The organism is Pseudomonas sp. CDFA 610, assembly GCF_021147865.1.
Lineage (GTDB): Bacteria > Pseudomonadota > Gammaproteobacteria > Pseudomonadales > Pseudomonadaceae > Aquipseudomonas > Aquipseudomonas alliivorans.
The window spans coordinates 22,196-43,513 of the sequence record NZ_JAGTPM010000018.1; the positions used below are offsets into that span (position 1 = coordinate 22,196).

The window sequence follows — 21,318 nt, forward strand, 5'->3', positions numbered from 1 at the left end:
CACACCCCTTCACACCCCATTTCAGAACTCATTGAAGAAGGAGCGCATCATGGCGCGTGGAATCAATAAAGTGATCCTGGTAGGCACCTGCGGACAAGACCCTGACTGTCGTTACCTGCCCAACGGCACGGCGGTAACCAACCTGAGCCTGGCCACCAGTGAGCAATGGACTGACAAACAGACCGGTCAGAAGGTCGAAAAGACCGAATGGCACCGCGTGTCGCTGTTTGGCAAGATCGCAGAAATTGCCGGCGAATATCTGCGCAAGGGTTCGCAGGTCTACATCGAGGGCAAGCTGCAAACCCGCGAATGGGAAAAGGACGGTATCAAACGCTACACCACGGAAATCGTCGTGGACATGCAAGGCACCATGCAGCTGCTCGGTGGCCGTCCACAGGGCGACTCCCAACAAGGGCAGAACGGCCACGGCAGCGCTGACAGCGAACATCAGGAACCCCCTCGGCAACAAGCCCCCCAACAGGCGGCACTGGAAAAATCGTCCGGCAAAGGCAAAGCTGCACCAAAACCGCCACGTGCATCAGGGAAGCAGACTCAGGCCAAAGCGCCTGCACCGCAACCTGCCGGGGATTTTGACGGCCCCGATCCCGATATCCCCTTCATGGACCCTTACCGGTTCAACTGGATGCTGGTCTGACCCACCCACACAGCGATCTTGCCCACGTCAGGTGCCGCGCTCCCGGCTCGTCGTGACGCGCTCTATCGTCGCGGCGAACGGAAGCACGGGCGCAGCGCACACTTGACGCTACCTCGTTCAGAAAAGGCTCACCTTGGGAGTGTGGGGTAGCTTCACCACCCCGCGCTCCCGAGGTCAACGCGGCCGTTGCGGGATTACAAGGGCCGCGCCCTTGGTGTTCAAACCGCCCGGCATCAACAAATTTCAGATCAAGCACACCGAGTAGTGATTACCCGGTGCGACCCCCTCTATTCAAGGATTACCCAGATGAAAGCGATCAAAAAGAAAGTCGTCGTCATTAACTACACCGGCACCGTTGGTAAAACTACCATCGCCGCCAACCTGTTGTGGCCGCGAATGGGCGGTGCGCCGCTCTATGCCATTGAGTCAATCAACGAAACGGCAGAGAACCTTGGCCTGGATGTAGAGAAGCTGCGCGGCAACGCATTCCGCGAGCTGTTCAAACGACTCATGCTTGAGGATCAGGCCATCATCGATGTTGGAGCGTCCAACGTTGAAGACTTTATGGCCAACCTGGAGGAGTTTGACGAAGCTCATGAAGAAGTTGACTACTTCGTGATCCCTGTCACCTCGGGCACCAAGGAGCAAAAAGAAACAGTCAGCATGATCGGCAGCCTCGCCTCTCTGGGCGTACCTCCTGAAAAGATTCTTGTATTGTTCAATCGTGTCAAAAAAGATGTGAAAACAGAGTTTCCAATTCTTTTTGCTTTTCACCAGCGCGGCAGTGTCTTCACGTTGAACCCAGAATGTGCCGTGTTCGAATCAGAATTGTTTGACGCTTTGTCTATCCACCGCATTTCAATGCAAAGCGTCATGGACGATGACACCGACTACAAAGCACTTCTGAAGGACAAAGATGCCAGCGCACAAGAGCGTGATCGTTGGTCCGATATGTACGGACTGAAACTCTTGTGTAAAGGCGTCAATCGCAAGCTTGATGCGGTATTCACAGCGCTGTTTGGCATTGAGGTGATCAAATGAGTGGACATGAAGCTGTCCCAACTACTGCGCGTGATGCCCTGATCATTGAGCTTCTGAGCGATGTTGGTCGTTTGCACGATGATGTAAAACGCATACCGCAGTTGCTTGAGCTATCGATGAGGGATTCTCTGGATATTGTGGCCGACGCTGTAGAAGATGCGGAAGACACGGCGTTGCTTTTGCAAGAAACGACAAAGGAAGTCATTCAAGCGACTGCCGCCAAAGCAGGTGTGGACGTTGCTTTGGAAATGTCCACTGCCATTCACCAGAGTTTAGAGCGAGTGTTCGAACCTGCATTGCAGCGCGCAGCGATCAAAATCGATGACTTGGAAAAGCGAGTAAGTGCTTTATCCGGTAACTTCCGTGACACACAGGCTTCACGGTTCAATTACATCGTCTTGGCGGGATTTGTGGCCGTGAGCATCGCGGTAGTGTGTGCAATGGGTTGGGTAGCGATTAAGGCTCAGGACGTTAATGAGACCAATCGATGGTTCTATCACGAATACAAAAAACAGCAGGCGGTCATTGATACACTACCGTCTGCCATTAAAAAACAGTTCACGCCGTAACTACGGAACTAACAACCATACCCCTGTCATGGCTTTGAAGTTCTGTTCGCGTCACTGATGACTTCGGCCCAGTTCGTGTTTTCCACCTCCTCCCTGATCTGCTTCATGCTTTGCCTGATGTTGGCCCTTGGTGTGGTCTTATCGCTATCTGGCAACGCGGTATTTCTGATCGCTGCGCTGTCGCTTTTTTCAGGCAGGGGGTGTTTAACCTGTCCGGCTCGTTTGTGGCTTTTACGAATTCTGTACAGCGCCTGGTCGAAGTGACGAAGGCTGATATCGAGTCCGGTATCCACCAGCTTCTGATGAATCACCGTCCTGCTCACACCTGAGCTCAGGGCGTTTTCGATCACGTCATACAGGTCGCGGATTTGCGCAGTGTAGGACCTGGCTTTGCTGTCCTGGGCCAGTTCTGCCAACGCCTCACGCCGGTTTTCGGTTTCTTGAGCCACGATTTGCCTCTTGCTGCGTTCTTAGTGATGTAAATGTGATGTAAAACTGTCGTATTCGAGCGTAACACTGATGTAGAAAAACGCAATTTAAAGTAATACTGATGTAATCCCGAGCGTTTCAGATGCAATTCTGATGTAACCCGCAGGTTCACCCTGCTGACTCCCTATCTCGAATTCGCTAAACAGGCACGTTACCGATGTATACGGGGGGATGAAGCGCCCCCCCGAATACATCGCCGTGCCAAAGGGGAAACCCCTTTGAAACCCCGCAGAGCGTTAGCGCTGCGCTTGTTGTTAGTCATCAGTCAGTAAATCAGTCACGTTATTCATCGTCGGAGGCCCCATGGCTGAGCAGCCCCCAAAGACCCGTGTCCTGACCCTGCGTGTGGGTGAGGATGATCACACCGAGATACTCAGGAAGACCAAGGACGCAGGCATGACGACTTCCGAGTTCCTGCGTGACGTTTTTATCAATGCCAAACTCACCTTCAATGTTAAAGCGGCCAAGCCACAGGACTATCATCGGCTGCTGTTCTTCTATAACAAAACCAGCAACAACATTAACCAGTTGGCCCATCAGGTGAATGCTGCACACCGCCGTGGCGTCATTTCTGAAAAGACGTACATCCTCTGGCTGAATAAGTTGACCTCAATTGAGGCCCTGCTGTTAGCAGGGGTCTCTGATGCTGATTAGGCCCAGTGGGTACAACATTGGTGCACAGGAATATCTCGAAGAAGGCAATAAGTCAGGGCGTGAGTTCACTCGTGATGAACTGGATCATCGCCTGGTGATATCCGGCGACCTCGATTTAACCCGTTCTATATATGAGAGCATCCCTGATCGCGGCCAGGACCGTTACTTGACGTTCACGCTTAGCTTTCGTGAAGACGCTGTGGCCGAATCTACGCTTAAAGCTGTTACAGCCGAATTTAAACAGTTTCTCATGTATGCGTATAAAGCGGAAGAATTCAATTTCTATGCAGAAGCGCATTTACCGAAGATCAAGTGGGTAACTGACAAGAAGACTGGCAAGCCTGTCGAGCGCAAACCACATGTTCATGTGATCGTGCCGCGAATTAACTTGCTTAGTGGCAATGAAGCCAATCCCGTGGGCTTTTATAAGAATCATGAGAAGTACTTTGAAGCTTTCCAGGAATACTTAAACCAGAAGTACAGCCTTGCGTCCCCCAGAGAGCATGTCCGGGTAGACATTGCTGATGCTGCGAGCGTGTTGTCTCGGTACAAGGGCGATGACTTCTACGGTAAGAATCGTGAGTTCAAGCAAGCGCTGGTTAAGAAGGTAATTGAAAAGAATGTTACCACCCGTGACGCATTCTACGAGTTGGCGGCCACCTACGGAGAGACGCGAATCCGCAACCAGGGCAAAGACAATGAGTACGTGGCCGTCAAGTTGCCGGGTGATGCAAAGTTTACCAACCTTAAAGAAACCATCTTTCACGATGACTTTATCGTCAGACGCGACTTGAAAAAGGAGCCGCTTGATAAAGCGATCATTGCCCAGCGGTTAACTGAATGGCCGCAACGGGCGATGGAAATCAAGTATGTGGAAAAGGCGACACCGGCGTTTCGCAAACGTTATGTGGCTTCCAGCCCAGAAGAGCGTCAGCAGTTGCTTGCTGAGCGCGAGCAGAAATTCTACCAAGTCCATGGAGAACACAATGACACAGTACACACCGGGCAACGACAGAGAGATCACCAGCGAAGTCCTGCTGAAACTACGGGGCGACGCACTGCCGAGCCTGCCGATGGCTTGCAAAACCTGTCCGTCAGCAATGTGGCAGATCACCGGCAAGCCGGATCGGCCCGAAGCCGTGACGGTGCGCTGTTACTGCCCAGTGATGCACACGTTCACTTGGGACAGCCGCAATCAGGAGGAGATTCTGGATTGCGACCAACTGTACCAGGAGGAAGACGGGGAAGAGGGGGCGGGTCCACAGTTGAGCGCGGAAGAGGAGGAAGCGGACATGCCGCCGTTTCTCCGCAAGCAACGGGAACAGCAACGCCTGCAGGCGCTACAGCCCGACGCCGGGCCGGAGGTGGAAAACCCCGAAACGCCCGAGTACGAGCAGGACGCGTAGTCCCGCCTTACGCGAAGAACCCTCATCGCGTGGCCACCATTGCTGACATCGAGGAGCGTGGCCGACATCTGTTCGATCCACTCAAGCGGCCATCTGACAACGCGCTGGTGTTCTATCGATCCACGCCTGGCGCGTTATCCAGCCACCAGCAGGTGGCCAGCCAGGTGCCCAAGGCGACGACTGCAACGACAACGCCTGGCCGATCTACCGCCGGACGCAGGCCCAAGAATACAGGCAAGCCCCGCCCTCCCCGCCAATGGCGGCCAGGGTCTGTCGTCCCGCCTTACGCCAAGAACCCTCACCGGGTCGCGAGGGTGGCTGACATCGAGCAGCGCGGCCGGATGCTGTTCGATCCGCTCAAACGTCCCGCAAACAAGGCGCTGGTGTTCAAGCGCGCCTCGATCAAGGCCCTGACCGTTAACAGGCAGGCCTCGACGGTGGCCGCGTATTTCACGCGGCAAGCGCAGCACAACCAGATTGCTCCGGATCATCGCCAGGCCATACGCCGGATCGATCAACAATATTACGCGCTCAGGCGCGCCGTGTTCTCCGATAAACGCTTAACCCGCCAGGACAAGGCGCAGCTGGTATCCGTGCTGACCTTCGAGCGGCTCAAAGCACGTGAACAGTTCCACAAACCCCAACCCAATATCGAGGTAAATCTCATGGGCAGTGCAGCCATACGCAATCTCCTAAACGATGAAAAAGAAGACCCAGGCTTCAGTATCAGCGGCGCGCGGGGCCCAGGTCGTGAAGGCGTGCGTGACCAGGTGAAGCGGGTCATGGATCGTTTCGCCAAACAGGTTGATCCAGCCGCCGCCAGTGAGCGGGCTCGCGACCTCAGCGCCAAGGATCTTTACACGCGCAAGGCCAAGTTCAGTCAGAACGTGCATTACCTGGACAAACAGACCGACAAGACCCTGTTTGTCGACACGGGCACAACCATTTCCATGCGCCGCACGGGCATTACCGAGTCAGGAGTGTCCGTGGCCCTCCAACTGGCCAAAGAACGGTTCGGCAGCACACTAACGATCAATGGCACTGCTGAATTCAAAAAGCTGGTGATCGAGGCGGTGGCCAAGAACGGTCTTGACGTGCATTTCACAGACAAGGCCATGAATCAAAGCCTGGCGGATCGCCGTGCAGAGCTGGACATCGAGCGCGGTGGCCAGAGCATAGGACCTGCCAACGATCTGCCGCGGCACGTGGACGACGCCACACGGGACGTGCGGGACCAGGCGGATCGCCTGGGCCTTACCGTGCCAATCGAAGCCCTATATGGAGAAGGCAAAACGGCTGAGCAGGTAAGCCAGGCGCTTGCCGCCCAGCTGGACACCGTGCCTGAGTCGGAGCGCATTGCGTTTGTGGAGACTGTGGCGACTACCCTGGCCATTCCAGAGCGTGGCCAGCCCAAAGGCGACCAGGCGTTTGCGCAATGGCAGGCGCAGCGTGCCCAACCGGCGGTGGATTCCGCAGCAACGGCTTCAGCAGAAACGCCGACCCGCGTGCCAACGCCTTCAGACGCTGCGCCTGAACCGGTGAGCCCAGAAGCCGCGAAGCCTGCGCGGGTCAACGACCCTGACCTGCAGAGCCCCAGCGAGCTGGTCAGGCTTGAAGCGCAATGGCGTCGTGATTTTCCGATGTCCGAAGCGGATGTCAGGGCCTCTGATACGGTCATGGGCTTGCGAGGTGAAGACCATGCCATCTGGATCATTGCGACGGATGACAAGACCCCAGAAGCGGCTGCCCTGCTGACGGCTTACATGGAAAACGACAGCTACCGGGAAGCGTTCAAAGCCAGCATCGTCGCTGCGTACAAGCAAGTCGAAAACTCGCCTCAGTCGGTCGATGACCTGGATCACCTCACGGCGATGGCTGCCCAGATAGTCAATGAGGTGGAGGAGCGTTTGTTTCCGACATCTCAAGCAGCAACGGGCCAGACAGCCCCGTCCAGGAGCAAAGTCATCGAGGGCACGCTTATCGAGCATGGGGAAGCACCGTATCAGCACAATGACGACAACCAGATGAGCTACTTCGTGACGCTCAAGCCTGAGGGCGGTAAGCCCCGCACGGTGTGGGGCGTAGGGCTAGAAGAGGCCATGAGCGACGCAGATCTGAAGCAAGGCGACCAGGTACGTTTGGAAGACCTGGGCACCCAGCCTGTCGTGGTGCAGGTCATCGAAGAGGACGGCACTGTAACGGACAAAACGGTCAACCGCCGCGAATGGTCAGTGCAGCCGGTCGCTCCTGAACGGGAAGTGGCCGAGACCACGCCCAAGGGGCAGGCCGCCGCAGCAGGCACACCGGAGCTGTCATCCCCGGATGAAGATGACGGTATGAGCGTGGACTGAGCCGTGTAGATAACCCACCTCCTTGCCTAGAGGTGGGACTTTTCTAACCGGCAATAGATTTCTCGTAGTAAAAGTCCAATAACTTATGTAAGTTATGTCACTTCAATAAATGCTACACAGGGTAGATCATGATCTTACTTTTAGGTGGTGAAAAAGGCGGCAGTGGAAAAAGCTGTCTGGCTCAAAATCTGGCTGTTTGGTTGCAGGCTCGCGGAGGTGATGTCCTGCTTCTTGATGCAGACCCTCAGGGCACAACTGCTGACTGGGCTGCTGAACGGTCCGCTCAAGGAGACCTACCTGCGATTCCCGTTGTGCAGGCACATGGGAATATTCGTCAAACACTTACAGACTTACGTGGCCGTTACCGGCAAATTGTGGTCGATGCTGGAGGATCTGATTCGGAGGCGCTGCGGTCAGCAATGACGGTTGCGACTCATATGTTGATCCCTTTTCGCCCCAAGCGACGAGATCTCAAAACCCTTCCCAAGGTCGATAACCTGGCGCGACTGGCGACAGCTGTAAATCCAGCATTGAATGTACGTGCAGTGATCACGCAATGCCCTGCCCTTCCAAGCCAGATACAGCGGATATTGGATGCCAAAGAAGCATGCCGCTCATTCGGCATTCAACCTCTTGACGCTATTACTACGGCTCGCAATGTCTACGACGATGCGGATGAGGACGGATGTTCAGTCTTGGAGAGCCACTCTGACGCACGTGCTAAAGAAGAAATAGAGACGTTGGCAGCAGAGCTTTGGGGGGCTGCAAAATGGGATTGAAAGATTTGATTCGTAAGCCTGAGCAGGCCTCCACCTCTTCGAAGGCAAACGACGAAGCCGCACTGGCTTTTATATCTGCTGCACCGGTTAGTGCTACCCCTGAGCCTAAGCGCAAGCGTAAGAAAGCTTCTACATTCGTGCGTACTACTTTTTCCCTGTCTAAAGACGTCAACAGGCAGATAGATAAGATTTCTCTATTGCCACGGACCTTCCGCATATCTCGGTCCGATGTGATTCGTGCTGGGATCATGGCCCTCCAGGAGCTGGATAAGGCTGATCTGATTGCGTTGCTTGAGAATGCTTCGAATGCTGAGCCCATCACCGACTTTACGGAAGACGAGTAAGAGCTTTAACTTACGTAAGTTATTTCAGTTGCACAAATTACTTCACTCGTATCGCTGAAAGCCACGTATTGCAAGGCCTATGGCCATTCGTACCATGCTAAAAAATCGGTGCAATATCAGCTGTAAAAAATGGCATTTTCATTGCGGATGGGGAATTCGGGTGATAGTGTTCACCCACTTTGCCTGCCCACCGTTGCTGGGATGCCATATTTTTCATGCTCGAATGAGCGTAGACGGGAAAATTTCTAACGATTTAGCCAAATAGCAGAAACCAAAAAGCCCCGCTTGCCGGCGGGGCTTTTTGGAAAAACTTGAACAGGCCTTGCTTTTTTCGAGAGAAGGAGACCTGTCCAACACACATAACGTGAGCTGATTATGGCGTTCACTGCGGCTTTGTGCAAGTCGTCAAAAGTGGAGCTTTCAGTTCACCGCTGAACGGTGGACTTATGGAAAAGATTCTTCTGCAGCAGTGCGCCGGCGACGGTCGCCCCCTGCCCTCCCAGCTGGCTCCTTGTGTAGCATCCTTGCCCGTTGGCCGACCTGGCCAGGGCGGTGAAGCATGAGTCACGACCAAGCAACCAGCCATTCCCTCGCCTCCTCGCTCACGGCCAACGCCGATCCGATGGCCATCAGCACCCATATGCCTCCGACCCGCTTTTTTGAAGACGGCACCGCGCTCAATCGGTTATTGCTGGAAGCGCCATACATGGCGCGGTGCAGCGATGACAAAACCGCGACCCGCATTCGCCCTCGTGAATACGCGCTGCGTTATCCCTATATGCAGGTCAATCGCCCCGGCATGGTGTCTTGGCTGGTGTTCGACCTTGACCATGCCAACGCCTTGGCCTGGGACGATGCAGGGTTGCCCGCGCCGAACCTGATGGTGCGCAACCGCAAGAGCGGCCATTCCCAGTTGTTCTATGCCGTGCCGTCCGTGTGTACCACCGAGAACGCACGGGCCAAGCCGATTCAGTACATGAAAGCGATCTATGCCGCGTTTGCGGCTCGCCTCGATGCGGACGTGGACTACCACGGTGGCCCTGTGGCCAAAACACCTGGTCACCCTTGGTGGGAAACGACCGAATTTCACAGCCACGTGTACGAACTGGGCGAACTGGCGAGCGCAGTGGAGTTGACCGTCAAGCCGTGGGCCACAGGTCCAAAGCTTGACCTGGTCAGCCATTCACGGCATTGCATCCTGTTCGAGCAGCTGCGTTATTTTGCGTACAGCATCGTCAATCGCGAGCGCGAGCTGGGTTCATTCGAGTCGTTCATGCGCTCGCTCGATGCTTATGCCTACAACCACAACAGCTTTCTAAAGCAGGGGTTTTCGGAAAACCTGCCCCTGTCGTCGATACGCGCCACGGTCAAATCCGTGGGCCGCTGGACATGGGATCGCTACACCGGTGATAGGCGTTGCCACCGAGGGGCGATGCAGCTCGATGGGAGCCTATCGCTCACGGAGCGGCAGAGCCTAGCAGCCAAGCGCACCAACGAGCTGCGCCACAAGGCCACAGAATCCAAGATCCGCGCCGCGTGCCGGCAGCTTCAAGATCAGGGCAAGGCGCTGGTACGTTCTGCGATAGCAACACTTGCCGGCGTTTCGGTGAGAACGGTGGCCAGCTACACGCACATTCTTACGGAAGTCTCCCAGCCGACCACTCTGAGCATTCTCAAGGACCGCCATAAAGCTGTGCCCATGCAACCTCGACAAGGTCGTTCACTCGTTGCGGCCCCAGTTGGCCAGCTTCCAAATGATCGCTTCTTAGGTGTGCAATCCGGTGTACATCAGATATCTGCGGTCCCACAGGGGCCGCAAGCCCGAGAGCCCTTAAAAACAGAACATGAGGATGGTTCATGATGGGGAGTGAGCTTATGAGGGTTTGTTGCTATGGTGTTATCGTGGCGACAATGGAGATTTTATGAACCCACATGAGGTAATCGCCACAGCGCGATATCTAGGCCTAAATGAACACGAGGTTTCTGTCTCTACGTGTCAACGGAATGGCCCTGAAAATGCTACGCGCGCAACCTTACGTAGGTTTGACGAGGTACTACGGAGTTCTGCAAGTCTCGATGACCGAGCGATCGCTTGTCGTACAGGGTGCTCTTACTGTTGTTACATCCGTGTGGTAGCGTCTCCGGTAGAGATCTTTGGTCTTATTGACTACCTGAAGGCGACCTTGGATCTAAGCGCGTATCGTGCTTTTGAGCAGCGTGTTCGTGCTGCAGCAGATATCGTACGTTCTCTGTCCACCGAAGAGCACCTTAGAACTAACGTCGCCTGCCCTGCTTTGCAGGACTCTAAGTGTATTGCCTATGCCGCTCGGCCATTACGCTGCCGTGGGCATCACTCATGGGATGCCCAGATCTGCATAAATGAGCACAAGAATCCAGAGGTGGTTCTTGGGCCTGTTACTCACCTGCCCGGACGGGCGCTTGTCTCTGGCGCTCATATCGATGGGTTCGAGATTGCTTTGACACAGAATGGCTATGACGCAGGGGCCTACGAGCTAATTTCGGCATTGCGTGAAGCAATCGTTGATTCAGAGTGTAAAAATCGATTTAACCGTAGAGAGCGTGCGTTCTTACTCGCTACCCGTGATCGAGTGTCACCGTTGGTGGAGTAGGTGCGAGATTTGTGTAAATCTCACGCCTCGCCGTGAGGAGTTACGTTCACGCGGCGCTCTACAACGGTATCCAGCGCACGCTCCAGGCGCTCCCGTTCGTACGCATCAATCGAACCGGCAACCTGCAGGTTGATCAGAAAGCCTTGGGCGCGCGCCAGGCTGGTTGTTAGAAAATCACCATCTGCTCTCACTATGTCACTCAGACAATCAATCCACATAGCGCGACTGGTCATGCTGACGCCTTCATAGTCTGGGTCAATAGTAAAAGTATGACCGGCAACGTCGGAGTGCTCAGGTGTATAATTCATAAGATGACTCCAATGCATTAAGGTAAGTATGTGTCGGTCATTTCTTCCGGTCAGTCCTCTAGGGGCTGTACCGCATGAAAGCGCTGCTGGAACGCATTCTGTGCCTGTCGCTTCATGTAGGCCAGATGGTCGCCATCAATGGCCCGGCAGCTCAGCAGCCCTATGGCGAACCCAATGGCTTTGCCGCGCTGCTCGCACAGTTGGTCCAAGGCCGTCGCTTTGCCAATATCGGCAAGCAGTACCGAGAAGGTGTCGCGTTGCTGGGGGGGCATCAGATCGATAGCGCCTGGCACGTTGCTGAAGCTTTGGCTTCCAGCCAGATCAGAGGGGGGTGTCATGGGCTGTACTCCCGTTAAATGCACAACAAAGGCCAGTGTGACGCGTTATGGCGCGCCAGACTAGCGACGTCCGTGCCAGGCGTATGGCTGAGTGTGACTCTGCGTGAGCCTTGATGATCAAAAATGATCAATAACACTTGTAATTACGACCGCTATTGCGCAATACTTCGCGCAACAACTAACCCTTATGACCGGCGTGGCTTGACCATCTGGTTGGAGGGGGAAAAAGCCGGCGCTAGCCGGTTTTTTCGTTTCTGGAGTACGAGAAATGCAGGGAACGCCTGAGCTAGAGCCTCTGCGCACTCGAATCTACATTGACGGATACAACTTCTACTATGGCTGCTTGCGTCGCACTCCCTACAAGTGGCTGGATCTGCTGCCCCTTTTTGAAAAACATATCCTGCCATCCGCGCTAGTCAAGGATGGTGATGGCCGTATTCGGCAATCGACTCTTCTTACCTCTCCCTCGATCAAGTTCTTTACCGCGAATATCCTGGAATCCGTTGCCCGAGCTCCCGACTCTGTATCGTCTCAGGCGCGTTATCACACCGCGTTGCGCAAGCTGCACGACGGTCGAATCGAGCTGATCGAAGGCTACTACGCTGTCAACAAAATGAAGGTGAAGATCGTCGACGCCGAGCATCCCGACAGGGCTCCACGCGAATGTCAGGAAATCCAAGCCTGGAAGGTCGAGGAGAAACAGAGTGACGTGAACCTGGCCCTGCAGGCCTATCACGACGCGATCACCGGGCAGATCGACCATGCTGTCATTGTTACTAACGACACGGACATTGCACCGGCACTAAAAATGATCAGAGCCCATACCAATGTGCTGATCGGCGTGGTTGTGCCAACCACTGATCACACACGCCCGCCGAACACTGATCTCGTGAAGCTCGCGCATTGGAAGCGGGAGTATGTCAACGCAAGCGAACTTGCAGCTTGCCAGTTGCCTCGCGTCATCCAGAGTAGGAAGCCGACCATCAAACCGGAATCTTGGTACGGGCAACCTGAGCTGCTGCGAGAGATCCTGGATTTAGCTATTCCGGTGCGCGGGAGCAAGGCGGCAGCATTCAAATGGATGGAGCAGCCCAATCCTTATCTGAATGGCGAGCGACCGATTGAGCTCGCTGAGTCTGTCGAGGGTGCCAATCGCGTACTGGAGTACATTCGGAACTACATTGCGCAATGTGCACAGGCGCCGGATGAGCAGAACGGAAGCTGATCAGTGACAAACGGTCCCGTCCACGCCGTGCGTGGCTTAGACAGACGTGATGATGTAGCGCAAGGCCACTCATACATAAGCGCGACGCTTTCGGGAATTGCGAAGCGCAGGTGAACACTATATGTTTGGCCAAATCAACTGCATGACGCGAATTTAATAGCCCTTTATATTGCGAGCGGAATGTCAAGCAAAAAAAACCGCCACGAGGTGGCGGTTTTTAGAGGGGCTGGCGGGTGAGTGCCTGCTAGCCCGACATCCATTCACTGGATGCACTGACGTTTGATCATCATATCCATGCCCGAATAGGCGTGCAAGTTACTTGCACATTGTGATAGCGAGCGCAGCAAGTGGTTAGGCTAGTGCTTCTGAGAAAAATAGGCCTTTGCTGGTCGGCAGCTCACTCGGCGGATATCCTGTGTTTCGCAGGGGTGAGCATTGCTGATGTTGCTGGCGTGGTATCACCGAAATGCCCTCTCGACACGGAGTGAGTCCCGTGCCGGATTTTTTCGAGGGGTTCCCAGACTGGCCACCTCACTGGATGCACTGACGTGTACCCGAAAATGTACGTGTTCCGGTAAGTACATTGGAGGTATGGCCCAACCAAAAGGGAGGGCCAAGGTATGAAGCGTTTGCGACGTACATTGAACTTCGCGCTCAGGGTTTGGAGGCTTTACAGCTTCTTTGACCTGATGCGAGACAGCATCGACGACCTGCTGTAACAAGCGTCAGCCGTTCGGATCCCATCCGAGCGGCTTTTTTATTGCCGTCACTTTTACGTTGCGGTTCACGAAACTATTTCCGGAATTCCGCATTTATTTCGGCAACCGACAGTTGACCACCTGACCAGCGCTCTCATCCCTTCTCACGCATTTGGTCGGTACGAGTTGACGGGCGACGGTCATGGGTCGTCTACTGTATATCTATACAGATAATTTTCCCTTTAACCAGGTTCGCATCATGAACGTCAAAATACTCGGTCGATTGTCGGAGTCCGGAAAGCTCATACCTTTCTACACTTTCAAAATCCCTGCTGGTTTTCCTAACCCAGCTGCGGATCACATCGAACAGGACTTCTCGTTCGACCGGTTGATGGATTTGCGTGCGCCCCATATCTACGTGGCCAAAATCGATGGCGACAGCATGGAAGGTGCAAAAATTTTTCATGACAGCTTGGTGGTTGTAGATCGTTCGAGAACGCCGTCCAGTGGCAGCATCGTCATCGCTGCGGTAAATAATGAGCCGTTGTGCAAGATCCTCATCCTGCAAGGTGAACATGTGGTGCTGAAGTCGGCCAACCCCGCCTATCCGCCTCGGCACATCCTGGAAGGTGAAGAACTGTCGATATGGGGCGTTGTGAGACATGGCGTCACAAGTTTTGAGTGAGAAACCAACTCCGGTGTTTGGCCTGGTCGATTGCAACTCGTTTTACGCCAGTTGTGAGCGTGTATTCCGACCTGACTTAGCCAAGGTGCCCATTGTGGTTCTCAGCAACAACGATGGCTGCGTAATTGCCCGCAGCTACGATGCAAAACCCTACGTGAAAATGGGCGCACCTTATTTCCAGATCAAGGATGTTTTGCGCCGGCACGGAATCCAGTCGTTCAGCAGTAATTTTGCACTCTATGGCGACTTAAGCCAGCGCGTGATGGCCATCATCGAATCTATGGTTCCTGCCGTCGAGGTGTACAGCATCGATGAGGCGTTCGCAGACATGACCGGCATGCCTGGCAATCTGACCGAGTTGGGAAGATCGATTCGATCCAAAGTCCATCGCTGCACTGGTATTCCCGTGGGTGTTGGGATTGCACCGACCAAGACCCTGGCTAAGCTTGCCAATCACACGGCAAAGCGTCTTCAGGCGCACACAGGCGGTGTCGTAGATATCTGCGACCCAGTGAAACGCGATTGGGTGCTGCGTAATACCTCGGTCGGTGAGGTTTGGGGTGTTGGCCGAAAGTTGAAAGCACACCTTGAGGGTATGCAGATCCTGTCAGCAAAAGACCTCGCAACTGCAGATCCTTGGATGCTACGCAAGAAATTCAGTGTGGTCGTCGAGAAGACTGCGCGCGAGCTGGCCGGCACCGTGTGCCTGGAGCTGGACGAGATCGAGCCGCCACGGCAGGAGATTTGCTGCAGCAGAATGTTCGGCAAGCGATTGACCGAGCTGGGGCCGATCAAGGAGGCGGTGGCCACCTACATGATGCGTGCGTCTGAAAAACTACGCGCCCAGGGCTCCGTGTGTAAAAAGATCAGGGTGAGTATCCGCACTGGCATGTTCAATCCTGACGAGGCCAAGTATGCGAATGGGGCACTGGTTCAGCTGCCCTACCCCACCAGCGATGTGAGGGTGATGACCCAATACGCGACGGAGGCTGTTTCGCGGATATTTCGACCAGGCTTTAGGTACAGCAAAGCAGAAGTGCTTCTGATGGATATCTGCCAACCAGGTGAATTTACCGATGACCTTTTCATGACCAATCAGCCTGCGAGTTCGGATCGACTGATGGCTGCTTTGGATTCAATCAACGGCAAGTGGGGACGTGGGACTTTGCGCACAGGTTCAGTACCGGCCACACCGGACTGGGGCATGCGTCGTGAGCTGATGAGTCAGAGCTACACGACGCGGCTTGATCAGTTGTGGGTTGTAAAGGCCAAGTGATCAAGTTAACAAGGTTGCTCCGTATATACGGTATGCCATACGCTCGTTGACGTAGACACGAAAAGGAAACTCACATGACTTATACGCAAATTACGCCTACTCACGATTGGTTTTTTCGGCACGACGGCGTTAGACCGAACGATCCTCCGATTCTCTATCAAGTGGCAGCTTGGGCTCTAAAATCTCCTGATGCAAAAGGCCAAACCGCAGTTGTGGGGCTGATAGCTGCGATTTTTCCTGGGGAAGGTGGTCGAAAGCTACATGAGCCTCCACCGGTCGAAGGCTATTACATACACCGTGAACAACTGACTGAGGTTGAACTCGAGTGTTTGAAAAAGCGCTAGGCTTCGCCATGTGATCAAAAGGCCCCCTCGCTTGCACAGAGCGAAGGGGTCTTTTTTATGCCCGCTGGAAAAGTGAACCTAATGTTGTGCATTAGCAGGCTCAGGCCTGCTATTTTATTAATTACCAAATATTAATTAATAATTATGTTGAATTTAGGCCCATATAGGCCTAATATGACCTTGTTGGTGGCACGCAGAGAGCCACTCGAACCTGAGGGGGCTAGTCGTTGCCACCTACGAGGAACGAGATGAGACTTTCAGATGTAGCGACTATCCGGACGAATTTTCCAGAGGCTCATTTTTGGATAATTCGTCGGGGTTCAGCTGAACGATGCGGCGCACCAGGGCGAGTGTTCAATCCTGAACACATAGGTGTCTTGGTGAACCGAACAGACATCGTTCTACCTGACTACCTTTTCTACGCGTTGATGCATGTGCATCAGCAAGGCTACTGGGAAAGGTTGGCAACAGGGACGCTGAACCTGGTCAACATCCGTGTTTCAGACGTTCAACGTATCGAACTGTCACCACGGTAAAGAAGGGGCCGCGAGGCCCCAGTCTTTACGTTCATTAGTGTGTTTTATTAATTGGCAATTAATAATTATGATTTATTAATTAATGGGCTAACGATGAAGATTGAGCTACCTGGTATCCCAGAGCAGCAGAGATTGATTTTCGAGATGGCTACTCGCGAGGCGATAAAGCAGCTCGAAGCAAACCTGCACGCACCAAGCATTCCTGGTCCGAAGGATCTGGACGAGGCCTTGTTTCCGCGTACTCACCTGTTGCGTAAGCACGAAGGATGGGAAGCACCTCACGCTGAAATAGTCAGGTCCTATTTCCGGCATTTCCAGGACCATTTCGATGCGTATGCGACGGATAAAAAGCTGGCGGGATTGCTTCGCATCGCATCAGACAGACGGATTAGGAAGTTCAAGGAGGGGAGCCAAGACGTGCCTTACGAAATCTGGCGAAATTTTCTAATCCTTACAGGTCGCGTGCCACAGGATATCGTGCCGATTCTGGCATTCATGGGCTAATAGAAGGAGAAGGTAGTTAAAGAAGGTGCTGGGGATGGGTGCAACCACCCCCAGCGTGAGCACAATCAACCTGGTGGAAAATCATGCTCAACATGAAATGTATCACAGCTCGTCCTTTGCTGTTACGTGACCTTGCAGACCCTAAATATCGCTATTGGATAAAACAGTTTGCCGGTGAGGTTGCAGCGCCCTGCGTAGCCGAGTCGCTCATGTCGTTCCTTAGTAAGCATCCCCTTATCACCTGAAAGCTGTATTTAGCTGCAGCAAATGGCCTCTGCGTGTCCGCTCGGATACGCAGGGTGCTGTGCCGTCCAATCGTGGGCTAAGGGAATGGCATATGACCTCTTATGCGATTACTGGAGCGGTCATCGATGACGAAGGTGTTATTACGATCATCAACGAATTCACCACCAGTGCAGCACGTGCAGCTGAGTGGATCCGCTTCTACACAGGCAACAGCTTTACCGGCACGTTGATCCTTATAACGACAGGCATCGACGGTATCAAAGCCAAGCGACGGGTCGTTCTAGATCGTTGAGAAGGGGTATGGACCGATCTGCACTGGATCGGGCTTGACTAGAAGCCCCGCAAAGATGATTATTAATTGTTATTTGCGAATTATTAATTGCGAATTAATTTAGGAGGTCCCCATGGGCACAATCGTGGTCGTTGGCGGGAACAAAGGCGGCGTAGGCAAAACTACCACTGCCGTAAACGTATCAACTGGGCTGGCAATGGAAGGCTACGATGTCTGCCTGGTAGATGCGGATGCGCAACGCAGCGCCTCGAAATGGTACGCAGAGCGTGAAGCGGCACAACTGGAACCGAAGATCACCCTGATTGAAAAACGCGACAACATCACGGTTACGCTGCGAACACTGAGCGAGAAATTTGATTATGTGATTGTCGACGTCGCTGGTAGAAACTCGCGTGAATTGATCACCGGAGCAGTAGTGGCAGACATCATTATTGCTCCAAACCAATGCAGTCAGCTCGATCTGGACACCCTTGGGGAGCTGCAAGAGCAAGTCTTGCGCTGCAGAGATCTAAACCCAAACCTGCAGGCATATGCCTATCAATCTATGGCTTCCCCAAACCCTGCAGTTCGTATCACTGAGAGGCGCGAATTCCTGGAATTTCTTTCCGAATATCCTCAGATCAAGCCTTTGGATTCAGTCGGCTTCTATCGGAAAGCATACAAAGACTCCATTCCTTCGGGCATGTCAGTTTTAGAAGGGAAAAACCGTGAAGCTGCCAACGAGATAAAGAGTCTATTGAAAGAGGTGTTCCATGGCAGTTAAAAAGGCGAGTGAGACTGCAAATAGGAGGGGGCAGGTCAGCGAGGAAGCATCTGAACGCCTGGCCCGAGAGCTTGCTGACAAGCCTTATGACTCCACCCCGTTGGCAAAGGCACCGGATAAGCGGAAGCCAGTTCCCGTATCGATCAGCTTGCCCCCAGGCATACTGGAGAAAATTGAGGACGAAGTGCGTGAAAATAAGCGCTCCGGAAAAGCACACAGGACGGTCAGCGCTATTGTCAGGCATGCGTTGGAAGCTCAAGGGTACAAGCTGGATTAACCGAAATTTAGCAATTAATAATTGTTAAATATGAATTACTAAAGATTGCTCGCGCAAGGCCAACCGAGGCGAAAGCCGAGAGGTTTCCGGGTCTAATACGAAGAGGGTGCCAAGGGCGCCCTTTTTTGTTTTTGCCTTTGCAGTTGATTAAATGGAACGGCAGGGCAGGGCGGCGTAACCGTCCGGGCAACACACCTTCCTGACACCGTCGCTTGAGGCGATGGTGTCCACCCAAATATAGGTGGACACCATTTTTAGCCTTTTTAAGCGGACGCCCATGCCACAAGAACGCCGTTCCTATTCCAAGTCCTTCAAGGCCCAGGTCATTGCTGAGTGCGCCCAACCTGACACTTCAATTGCCAATGTCGCCTTGACCCACAACCTCAATGCAAACCTCGTCCATAAATGGATTCGGGTGCATGCACAGAAAAACCTGACACTTCAAACCGCCTTCATCCCGGTCAAGACATCGCCGCCGGTGCCGATGCATCAGGCCCTTCCTGCCACGATCCGAATCGAAGTGCCGCATTCAAAAGGCGTAGTCGTGGTGAGTTGGCCGGCAGAAAATGCAGCGGCGTGTTCTGCTTTCCTGCGAGACCTGCTGCGATGATCCGCATCGACTCCATCTGGCTTGCCACCGAGCCCATGGACATGCGCGCAGGCACTGAAACTGCGCTGGCGCGGGTCGTGGCGGTGTTCGGTGCGGCGAAGCCGCACTGTGCTTATCTGTTTGCCAACCGTCGTGCCAATCGCATGAAAGTGCTGGTGCATGATGGCTTGGGGATTTGGCTTGCTGCCCGGCGCTTGAATCAAGGACGTTTTTTTTGGCCGGGCGTGCGGCACGGCTCTGAAGTCGAGTTGGATGCAGAGCAACTTCAAGCCTTGGTGCTCGGCTTGCCTTGGCAACGCGTCGGTTCCGGAGCAGCCATCACGGTGCTCTAATTCGCCTGCCATGGCCTGCTTGCCAGCGCAATTGGCCCATCAGTCTATCGCCGCCACTAGCCCTCTCTGGCAAAATCGGCGGCATGACTTCGCATCCGAATCTCGATCAATTAAACCCTGAAGAACTGCGTGCCTTGGCGGCGCAGTTGATCCAGCGCGTCGAGACGATGGACAAGCAAATCACTCATCACAAATCGGTCAACGAGAAGCTGGCCCACGAGATCGCGCTGCTCAAACGCTTCAAGTTTGCCAAGCGCAGCGAGCAGTTGAGCCCGGATCAAGCCAGCCTGCTCGACGACTTGATCGATACGGATATCGCCGCTATCGAAGCCGAGTTTGAGGCGCTGCAACCGGCACCTGTCGAAGCCAAAGTGCGCCAGCAACCCAAGCGCGCACCGCTGCCACCGCAGTTTCCTCGCACACTGATCCATCACGAACCGGACAACAGCCACTGCCAGTGCGGCTGCGCACTCAAGCGCATCGGCGAAGACGCCAGCGAAAAGCTCGACTACACGCCCGGCGTGTTCACAGTCGAACGCCACATCCGTGGAAAGTGGGCCTGCGAACAGTGCGAAACACTGATCCAGGCGCCGGTACCGGCGCACGTCATCGACAAAGGCGTCCCGACCGCAGGCCTGCTGGCCCACATCATGGTGGCCAAGTTTGCCGACCATCTGCCGCTGTATCGCCAAGAGAAAATCTTCGGCCGCGCCGGGCTGCCCATCGCCCGTTCGACCTTGGCGCAGTGGGTGGGCAACTGCGGCGTGCAATTACAGCCGCTGGTTGATGCGCTGCGCGAAGCCGTGCTGACGCACGACGTCGTTCACGCCGACGAGACGCCGGTACAAATGCTGACGCCTGGTGCGAAAAAAACTCATCGCGCTTACGTCTGGGCCTATGCCACCAGTCAGTTCTCCAACCTGGCGGCGGTCGTTTACGACTTCAGCCCGAGCCGCGCTGGCGAACATGCCCGAGCCTTCTTGGGCAGTTGGAACGGCAAGCTGGTCTGCGATGACTTTGCCGGCTACAAGGCAGGCTTTGAACTGGGCGTTACGGAGATCGGCTGCATGGCCCATGCCCGCCGGAAGTTCTTCGACTTGCACGTGACCAACAAGAGCCAGGTCGCCGAAAAAGCGCTGAACTACATCGCGGCCTTGTACGAAGCTGAACGAGAAGTCCGAGAGCTGGAGCCGGGTGATCGGCAGCGAATACGGCAGGAAAAAGCAGCGCCAATCGCCGACGCACTTCATACCTGGATGATCGCCCAAAGACAGCTTGTGCCTGAGGGTTCGGCCATCGCCAAGGCGCTGGATTACAGTCTCAAACGCTGGATAGCGCTGACGCGCTATCTCGATGACGGTGCCGTGCCCATCGATAATAACTGGTGCGAGAATCAAATCCGGCCGTGGGCTCTTGGGCGTTCGAACTGGCTGTTCGCGGGATCGTTACGCAGCGGTAAACGTGCAGCGGCGATCATGAGTTTGATCCAATCGGCGCGACTCAACGGCCATGATCCGTATGCTTATTTGAAGGACGTCCTCACGCGCCTGCCGACGCAGCGGGCAAGTGAGATTGCGGAGCTACTACCGCATAGGTGGCGACCGGTTTAGTTGCGCAAGACGGGATGCCCGGACGCACCTCCAACTGGTGCCATTACCGGTCTACTTAGCCTTTATGCTGGTTATCCATGCATTCCTCCCTACAGCTTCGCCCGGTTCAGCCGATAGTTTTCGTACCAAGAGAAGCGCGGCAATTCGATCCTGTAACAAAGGAGAGTAAGCGGCTTTTGAGGAAGATCTCTTGGAATGCTTTCATTACCTCATAACCATAAATGAGAGATGGGCACTTTTTAACGCCTAAGAAAGCACTCACAGACCTTGAGTGATCGAGAACCCGATGAATTTATTAGCGCCTGCCCTGTTCGTTACCAACCGTGTTCGATTCCCCATGAAATTCGCAATTTTGG

25 protein-coding genes are annotated in these 21,318 nt (G+C 54.3%); 22 read left to right on the forward strand and 3 right to left on the reverse strand.

Annotation, left to right across the window (positions count from 1 at the left end):
• Positions 1-49: 49 nt before the first annotated feature.
• The 3 genes from KDX39_RS25880 (at position 50) to KDX39_RS25890 (ending at position 2,265) form a co-directional block, all read left to right on the forward strand.
• Complete coding sequence (locus KDX39_RS25880) at positions 50-655, forward strand: single-stranded DNA-binding protein (protein WP_231662326.1); 606 nt, start codon at positions 50-52, stop codon at positions 653-655.
• Positions 656-961: 306 nt separating this feature from the next.
• Complete coding sequence (gene stbB / locus KDX39_RS25885; protein WP_231662327.1) at positions 962-1,696, forward strand: StbB family protein; 735 nt, start codon at positions 962-964, stop codon at positions 1,694-1,696.
• Positions 1,693-2,265, forward strand: a complete 573-nt coding sequence (locus KDX39_RS25890) for a hypothetical protein (protein ID WP_231662328.1) — start codon at positions 1,693-1,695, stop codon at positions 2,263-2,265. Before stbB ends, KDX39_RS25890 begins: the two co-directional genes overlap by 4 nt.
• A gap of 26 nt (positions 2,266-2,291) precedes the next feature.
• Here KDX39_RS25890 and KDX39_RS25895 read toward each other — a convergent pair whose 3' ends face one another.
• Entirely contained in the window at positions 2,292-2,714 is a 423-nt protein-coding gene (locus KDX39_RS25895; protein ID WP_046235794.1) for a hypothetical protein, read from the reverse strand.
• A 343-nt stretch (positions 2,715-3,057) separates the two neighbouring features.
• On the opposite strand from KDX39_RS25895, the gene KDX39_RS25900 reads away from it, so the two are divergent.
• Positions 3,058-3,408: a plasmid mobilization protein gene (locus KDX39_RS25900; RefSeq protein WP_046235793.1), complete on the forward strand. Its 351-nt coding sequence runs from the start codon at positions 3,058-3,060 to the stop codon at positions 3,406-3,408.
• A 466-nt stretch (positions 3,409-3,874) separates the two neighbouring features.
• On the opposite strand, the gene KDX39_RS25905 is transcribed toward KDX39_RS25900, so the two are convergent.
• Complete coding sequence (locus tag KDX39_RS25905) at positions 3,875-4,174, reverse strand: hypothetical protein (protein WP_231662329.1); 300 nt, start codon at positions 4,172-4,174, stop codon at positions 3,875-3,877.
• A 220-nt stretch (positions 4,175-4,394) separates the two neighbouring features.
• Between KDX39_RS25905 and KDX39_RS25910 the strand changes: the two genes are divergently transcribed.
• The 6 genes from KDX39_RS25910 (at position 4,395) to KDX39_RS26735 (ending at position 10,918) form a co-directional block, all read left to right on the forward strand.
• Positions 4,395-4,814: a hypothetical protein gene (locus KDX39_RS25910; RefSeq protein WP_231662330.1), complete on the forward strand. Its 420-nt coding sequence runs from the start codon at positions 4,395-4,397 to the stop codon at positions 4,812-4,814.
• A gap of 782 nt (positions 4,815-5,596) precedes the next feature.
• Positions 5,597-7,165: an LPD7 domain-containing protein gene (locus KDX39_RS25915; protein ID WP_331462084.1), complete on the forward strand. Its 1,569-nt coding sequence runs from the start codon at positions 5,597-5,599 to the stop codon at positions 7,163-7,165.
• A 128-nt stretch (positions 7,166-7,293) separates the two neighbouring features.
• A complete protein-coding gene (locus KDX39_RS25920) occupies positions 7,294-7,944 on the forward strand; it encodes an AAA family ATPase (RefSeq protein ID WP_046235790.1) in 651 nt (216 codons plus the stop codon).
• Positions 7,935-8,288, forward strand: a complete 354-nt coding sequence (locus KDX39_RS25925; protein ID WP_231662331.1) for a hypothetical protein — start codon at positions 7,935-7,937, stop codon at positions 8,286-8,288. Before KDX39_RS25920 ends, KDX39_RS25925 begins: the two co-directional genes overlap by 10 nt.
• Before the next feature lie 559 nt (positions 8,289-8,847).
• Positions 8,848-10,149 carry a replication initiation protein gene (locus KDX39_RS25930; RefSeq protein ID WP_231662332.1) on the forward strand — a complete coding sequence of 434 codons (1,302 nt, stop codon included), beginning with the start codon at positions 8,848-8,850 and terminating at the stop codon, positions 10,147-10,149.
• A gap of 61 nt (positions 10,150-10,210) precedes the next feature.
• Positions 10,211-10,918 carry a YkgJ family cysteine cluster protein gene (locus tag KDX39_RS26735; protein WP_442964586.1) on the forward strand — a complete coding sequence of 236 codons (708 nt, stop codon included), beginning with the start codon at positions 10,211-10,213 and terminating at the stop codon, positions 10,916-10,918.
• Positions 10,919-10,938: 20 nt separating this feature from the next.
• Here the strand turns inward: KDX39_RS26735 and KDX39_RS25935 are convergent, their stop codons facing one another.
• Positions 10,939-11,226 carry a hypothetical protein gene (locus tag KDX39_RS25935; protein WP_231662333.1) on the reverse strand — a complete coding sequence of 96 codons (288 nt, stop codon included), beginning with the start codon at positions 11,224-11,226 and terminating at the stop codon, positions 10,939-10,941.
• A 74-nt stretch (positions 11,227-11,300) separates the two neighbouring features.
• Here KDX39_RS25935 and KDX39_RS25940 point away from each other — a divergent pair, with 74 nt between their 5' ends.
• The 12 genes from KDX39_RS25940 (at position 11,301) to KDX39_RS25995 (ending at position 20,962) form a co-directional block, all read left to right on the forward strand.
• Positions 11,301-11,582 (forward strand): hypothetical protein, encoded by a 282-nt coding sequence (locus KDX39_RS25940; RefSeq protein ID WP_231662334.1) that lies wholly within the window; start codon positions 11,301-11,303, stop codon positions 11,580-11,582.
• Positions 11,583-11,832: 250 nt separating this feature from the next.
• The gene (gene nicB, locus KDX39_RS25945; protein ID WP_231662335.1) at positions 11,833-12,789 is read left to right on the forward strand and encodes a 6-hydroxy-3-succinoylpyridine 3-monooxygenase; all 957 of its coding nucleotides are present in this window, start codon (positions 11,833-11,835) and stop codon (positions 12,787-12,789) included.
• A gap of 957 nt (positions 12,790-13,746) precedes the next feature.
• Positions 13,747-14,172 carry a LexA family protein gene (locus KDX39_RS25950; protein WP_231662352.1) on the forward strand — a complete coding sequence of 142 codons (426 nt, stop codon included), beginning with the start codon at positions 13,747-13,749 and terminating at the stop codon, positions 14,170-14,172.
• Positions 14,150-15,448 carry a Y-family DNA polymerase gene (locus tag KDX39_RS25955; RefSeq protein WP_231662336.1) on the forward strand — a complete coding sequence of 433 codons (1,299 nt, stop codon included), beginning with the start codon at positions 14,150-14,152 and terminating at the stop codon, positions 15,446-15,448. The genes KDX39_RS25950 and KDX39_RS25955 overlap by 23 nt, the downstream gene beginning before the upstream one ends.
• 74 nt (positions 15,449-15,522) lie before the next feature.
• Positions 15,523-15,792 carry a hypothetical protein gene (locus KDX39_RS25960; RefSeq protein WP_031597914.1) on the forward strand — a complete coding sequence of 90 codons (270 nt, stop codon included), beginning with the start codon at positions 15,523-15,525 and terminating at the stop codon, positions 15,790-15,792.
• A gap of 629 nt (positions 15,793-16,421) precedes the next feature.
• Entirely contained in the window at positions 16,422-16,832 is a 411-nt protein-coding gene (locus KDX39_RS25965; RefSeq protein ID WP_016569388.1) for a hypothetical protein, read from the forward strand.
• Between the two features lie 337 nt (positions 16,833-17,169).
• On the forward strand, positions 17,170-17,370 hold the full coding sequence (locus KDX39_RS25970) for a hypothetical protein (protein ID WP_231662337.1): 201 nt from the start codon (positions 17,170-17,172) through the stop codon (positions 17,368-17,370).
• A 112-nt stretch (positions 17,371-17,482) separates the two neighbouring features.
• Positions 17,483-18,133, forward strand: coding sequence for an AAA family ATPase (locus KDX39_RS25975; protein WP_231662338.1), 651 nt, complete (start codon positions 17,483-17,485; stop codon positions 18,131-18,133).
• Positions 18,123-18,410: a hypothetical protein gene (locus KDX39_RS25980; RefSeq protein ID WP_231662339.1), complete on the forward strand. Its 288-nt coding sequence runs from the start codon at positions 18,123-18,125 to the stop codon at positions 18,408-18,410. Before KDX39_RS25975 ends, KDX39_RS25980 begins: the two co-directional genes overlap by 11 nt.
• Before the next feature lie 277 nt (positions 18,411-18,687).
• Positions 18,688-19,020 (forward strand): IS66-like element accessory protein TnpA, encoded by a 333-nt coding sequence (tnpA, locus tag KDX39_RS25985; RefSeq protein ID WP_003317539.1) that lies wholly within the window; start codon positions 18,688-18,690, stop codon positions 19,018-19,020.
• Entirely contained in the window at positions 19,017-19,352 is a 336-nt protein-coding gene (gene tnpB, locus KDX39_RS25990; RefSeq protein ID WP_004409766.1) for an IS66 family insertion sequence element accessory protein TnpB, read from the forward strand. Before tnpA ends, tnpB begins: the two co-directional genes overlap by 4 nt.
• 83 nt (positions 19,353-19,435) lie before the next feature.
• Entirely contained in the window at positions 19,436-20,962 is a 1,527-nt protein-coding gene (locus tag KDX39_RS25995; protein ID WP_003317542.1) for an IS66-like element ISPsy43 family transposase, read from the forward strand.
• Positions 20,963-21,318 lie beyond the last annotated feature (356 nt).